1 pseudogene is annotated in these 278 nt (G+C 76.3%); it reads right to left on the bottom strand.

What is annotated here, in order from left to right:
* Positions 1–278 (bottom strand): annotated as a pseudogene (locus KYY02_RS33830) (condensation domain-containing protein); the annotation flags it as partial.

The raw sequence follows: 278 nt of genomic DNA, 5'->3' as shown, positions 1-278 counted from the left end.
TTCCGTCCGGGTCCGCGGGAACCTTCAGCCGCAGCGCGTCGTGGTGGTCGAACAGCGCCTGCACCGCCGCCGTGAGCCGCTCCTCCCCCAGCCCCGGCGGCACCCGCAGGAACACCGACTGGTGGAAGCCCTCCACCGTGCCCCGCCACTCCCGCAGCCAGCGCATCACCGGGGTCGGCTCCACCGGACCCGTGCCGTCGTCCTCCGCCCGGGTGGCGGGGCCGTCGGCGTCGCGGCACACGCGGGCCAGCGCGGCGGGGGTCTGCTGTTCGAAGACG

The sequence above is a fragment of the Streptomyces pimonensis genome (assembly GCF_041380215.1).
GTDB classification, from domain to species: Bacteria; Actinomycetota; Actinomycetes; order Streptomycetales; family Streptomycetaceae; genus Streptomyces; species Streptomyces pimonensis.
This window is presented reverse-complemented; position numbering and strand designations above follow the sequence as displayed.